Source organism: aff. Roholtiella sp. LEGE 12411 (assembly GCF_015206995.1).
Classification (GTDB): Bacteria; Cyanobacteriota; Cyanobacteriia; order Cyanobacteriales; family Nostocaceae; genus Komarekiella.
This window is the reverse complement of sequence record NZ_JADEXR010000263.1, coordinates 1-4,167: the sequence shown is the minus strand read 5'-3', so window position 1 is coordinate 4,167 and position 4,167 is coordinate 1. Positions and strand designations below refer to the sequence as shown.

The 4,167-nt window shown below is 45.0% G+C and carries 3 protein-coding genes and 1 pseudogene; 2 read left to right on the top strand and 2 right to left on the bottom strand.

What is annotated here, in order from left to right; all coding sequences use genetic code 11:
* Positions 1 to 29 precede the first annotated feature (29 nt).
* Positions 30 to 854 carry a SirB1 family protein gene (locus IQ246_RS29040; protein ID WP_194006746.1) on the bottom strand — a complete coding sequence of 275 codons (825 nt, stop codon included), beginning with the start codon at positions 852 to 854 and terminating at the stop codon, positions 30 to 32.
* Positions 855 to 1,417: 563 nt separating this feature from the next.
* A pseudogene (locus IQ246_RS29035) lies at positions 1,418 to 1,711 on the bottom strand (ISAs1 family transposase); the annotation flags it as partial.
* A 173-nt stretch (positions 1,712 to 1,884) separates the two neighbouring features.
* On the opposite strand from IQ246_RS29035, the gene IQ246_RS30050 reads away from it, so the two are divergent.
* The gene (locus tag IQ246_RS30050; protein WP_208492351.1) at positions 1,885 to 2,205 is read left to right on the top strand and encodes a hypothetical protein; all 321 of its coding nucleotides are present in this window, start codon (positions 1,885 to 1,887) and stop codon (positions 2,203 to 2,205) included.
* Between the two features lie 70 nt (positions 2,206 to 2,275).
* Positions 2,276 to 4,015: a precorrin-3B C(17)-methyltransferase gene (gene cobJ / locus IQ246_RS29025; RefSeq protein ID WP_194006745.1), complete on the top strand. Its 1,740-nt coding sequence runs from the start codon at positions 2,276 to 2,278 to the stop codon at positions 4,013 to 4,015.
* Positions 4,016 to 4,167 lie beyond the last annotated feature (152 nt).

Here is a 4,167-nt window from a genome sequence, read left to right as displayed (position 1 = left end):
CCCATCCCCCATCCCCCATCCCCAGTCTCTTAACCGTCTTTACCCAACTTAGAAAGTAACTGCCGAATCACAGATGCATCCTCAGCATCAGGAATCTTTACTAGATAACTTTGTAAGTCATCTACAGCTTGGGAGTAATGACCGAGTTGATAGCACAGAAGACCGCGATCGCGTATTTCTAGGGACACGCCGGGAAACAGCAATAAAATTCGTTCAACTGCTGCTAAAGTTTTTTCTAACTCTTGTTGTCTAAGGTAAATATATTTCAGATTTGTTAGCATCCTTGCCAAGAAGTGCCGATGACTGACTACTGCTAAAAATCCTGGTTGCAGCGTCATGGGTTGCTGATAAATTTGAGAAAGCTTTTCCTGGCAATCTTGTGCAAACATTATTTCACCACCATTGAAGGCATCAACAAAAATCTCTATATCTGGAATATTTGGGCGGATTAAGAAATGTCCTGGCATCCCTACACCCACCATTGAGAAGTTAACTCTGCGAGCGACCTCCATATAAACCAATGCCAATGTAATCGGAATTCCCACTCGGCGGTCAATCACATCATTGAAAAAGCTGTTACGTGGGTCAGAGTAGTACTTTTCATTACCAGCAAATCCCAATTCATTGTAGAGATACTGATTAATACTTTGAATTATCCGCAGAGGATATCGTGAGGTAGGCAAGCGTTCTTGTAGCTCTATTGCCATTCTATCGAGAGCGTTGATGTATTCCTCTGGGTCTAGATTGGGATATTCTTCCTGTGCAATATACAAAGCTGCTTTTGCAAGGTCAATATGCTCGTCAGGCTGCTGAATCTCTTGGTAAAAATATTGTCGCGCTGACGAGTAATTCATACGTAATTATTCGCATATTATATATATGGGTCAAGCTGGTCAAATGACACCCGTTTTCTCTAACTACCTTTATTTTAGAGATATTAAGAGGATTTGGAAATGTAATTTGTACAGAGGTTTCAGAGTTTATTTCTAATTACTAATTACTGATTATCTATAATTTACAAAATTACTCGAGCAGATATAGTAATCCAGGGCGGCCGCATCATGTCAATAAACAAAGTCTATTCTCAATAGACTTAAAAATAATATCATTAGCTCTTGCTTATTGCGAAAAATTTAGGCGTTGGCGTAGCCCGCCGCAGGCATCGCTTTGGGGCTTTAAAAATAATCAAACGCGAAAGGAAAGATTTTTTCGTTGGTTCTTAATATCGGTCGTGATCAAGAGTACTTTAGATGCGTTTGCCCTGGCGTATAATTCAGGGCAAACGCATCTAATTTAGGCAAATTTATAGGCGGTGAGGGTTTTTCCCTGCAAACGAATTCGTCCAATACCATTCGATTGCTTTCGAGATATAACTTATAAAGGGCGATCGCTAATCTTATTACTTAAACCTATAATATTTTATCCAATTGAGAAAACACTGTTGAAACTGTTCGGGATCAATCCGGGCAAACACTCTGGCAAAAGTATCATGGGAAGGTATGCCATTTGGTAATTTTAAAAACTGTTGTAACAACTTTCGCTTTGCATAACCGTAAATCTCTATTGCTACCCAATTATCTGCTCCACAAATGACTGCACAAATGGCGATGGTGATGAGATCAATTAACTCATGCTGTTTGGTGCGCTCTACTCTTAGATCTGACAAATCAGCAAAGTAGTCTGCAACTGTAATTTTGGGCTTCAGCTTCACTTTTTGATGCTACAGTTTTATACTTTTTTCCAAATCATTTTTGAGGATATCACCTTGCGCCATCGTATTCTTTTGCGATCGCCCTATCTGTGGGGCGAGCTTTTTAAAATCACATAAGTCATATTTTGTCAAGCTCATTAAGATGCGTTTGCCCTGGGGTACTCAACCAGTAAGTGAACGTGGTCGCCTTCCCCGTTAACTTCAAGAATATTAAGGATGCAGCAGGGCGGTATTTTGTGAGCTTTGTGGTAGAGATTCAATCATCACCCTTGCCACAACTAGACAATGCTGTTGGTATGGACTTAGGGATAACCACCTTTGCAACCCTCAGCACTGGAGAGAAAGTAAACGCCGCAGTTAATATTAAAGTTGCCGGAGGACATTCGGAAACTCAAAACGGACGTGGAGGAAAGCGTCAGACTATCGCAAAGCTAGCAGCATCCTGTGAAGCGTCAACCCGCCAAGAATTCATACAGTTAACTCTGTTTGATTAGATTGGAATCCCCACGACTTGAGGCTGAGGAGGATGTCAACAAGTATATCTATCAAGTTTAATAACTCTTTATGATGACAAAGATAGCACCCGCCATTGTAGTATTAGGTCAAAACAGTGTGGCAGTAGCACGCAAAATGATCAGCGTCCTACCAGGAGCGACACTATACGGTTTAGCGGGTCGCACATCTGGGGTTGATGTCAGCTTCACGAACTTTGGCGAGACCCTGCGAGAGTTATTTGCTGAGGGAACGCCGCTGATTGGTATTTGTGCCACTGGTATTCTAATTAGAACCCTAGCTCCCATGCTCTCAGATAAACGACAGGAACCGCCTGTGCTAGCTGTAGCTGAGGATGGTAGTGCTGTTGTTCCCCTTTTGGGTGGACTCAATGGGCTAAACGACTTAGCACGCCGCATTGCCGAGGTACTGGATGTTAAACCCGCAATCACAACCACAGGCGACTTGCGTTTTCGCACAGCACTGTTGTCGCCTCCCCCTGGATACCATTTAGCCAACTCAGATGATGCGAAGAAATTTATCTCAGATTTGTTAGCTGGAGCGCAACTGAAGCTAGAGGGTACAGCGCCTTGGTTGAGCAATAGTCAACTACCCATTGACCCCAACGGAGATTTGACCATTCAGATTACAGAACGCTTGGTGACTCCTACATCCAGCTGCTTAGTTTATCATCCAGCAACAATAGCGATCGCCATCAGCGACATCATTGGCTATGAAAATGAAGCAATAGCTTTAGTGCAGCAGTTACTAGTTGATGCCGAACTTGCGCCCGCATCCGTCGCAGGGATATTTGCACCCATCAGCACCGCTACCGACCCAGCCATCCATGCCGTTGCTAGCGCCTTGGGAGTGCCTACTCGCTTTTTCACCCCGAATCAACTAAAAAGCTCCCTATCACAAGGTTATAGCCTTGCCCAAGCAGCAGCGATCGCCGCCACAGGTACATCCCCCACTCTGCCCCTCTCTGTTTCTCCCCACATTGCGATCGCCATTGCTCCCGAACCAATTGACCCCAGCACCATCGGTCAGCCACGCGGGCGGTTAGCGATTATTGGCACGGGCCCTGGTGCATCACAGTGGATGTCTCCCCAAGTAAAAGAAATACTCAAATCAGCAACTGACCTAGTGGGTTACAAAACTTACCTAGATTTAGTTGGTTCTCTGGGTGATGGCAAGCAACGACATGAATCTGACAATCGCGAAGAAGAAGCACGGGCCAGGATGGCGCTTGATTTGGCAGCAGCGGGGCGATATGTAGCGGTGGTTTCCTCTGGCGACCCCGGTATCTATGCAATGGCAACAGCAGTTTTTGAAGTACTTGATCGCGATGCTAAACCCGAATGGGACAGTATCGACATTCAGGTTGCACCCGGCATCTCAGCCATGCAAGCGGCGGCGGCGGCCATCGGTGCTCCCCTTGGGCATGACTTCTGTGCTATTTCCCTCTCAGACATCTTGAAACCTTGGTCTATTATTGAACAACGAATTGCCGCTGCTGCCCAAGCTGATTTTGTAATTGCCTTCTATAATCCTGTTTCCAAAGAGCGTACTTGGCAATTAGCACAAGCGATAAATATTTTGCTGCACTATCGAACACCAGATACACCAGTAGTGCTGGCAAGGAATCTTGGCAGATCAGGACAGACAGTTAAGGCGATCGCGCTTGAGCAGCTAACACCAACAGCAGCCGATATGCGAACAATTATTCTCATCGGTTCAACGAAAACTCGCACAATCAGACGTAGTGATGGTAATGTCTGGCTTTATACACCTCGCCGATATACTGACTAGTAGAGATGACAGGCAACTAATCTCACCAATCCCCAATTCCCCATGCCCAATCCCCACTTCCCAATTCCCAATGCCCAATCCCCAATCCCCAATGCCCAATCCCCAATCCCCAATTCCCAATTCCCAATCCCCAATGACACAAAGGTATATGT

Coding starts and splice junctions, on each gene's coding strand:
- IQ246_RS29040 (WP_194006746.1), bottom strand. CDS start 854: ATGAATTACTCGTCAGCGCGACAATATTTTTACCAAGAGATTCAGCAG.
- cobJ (WP_194006745.1), top strand. CDS start 2,276: ATGATGACAAAGATAGCACCCGCCATTGTAGTATTAGGTCAAAACAGT.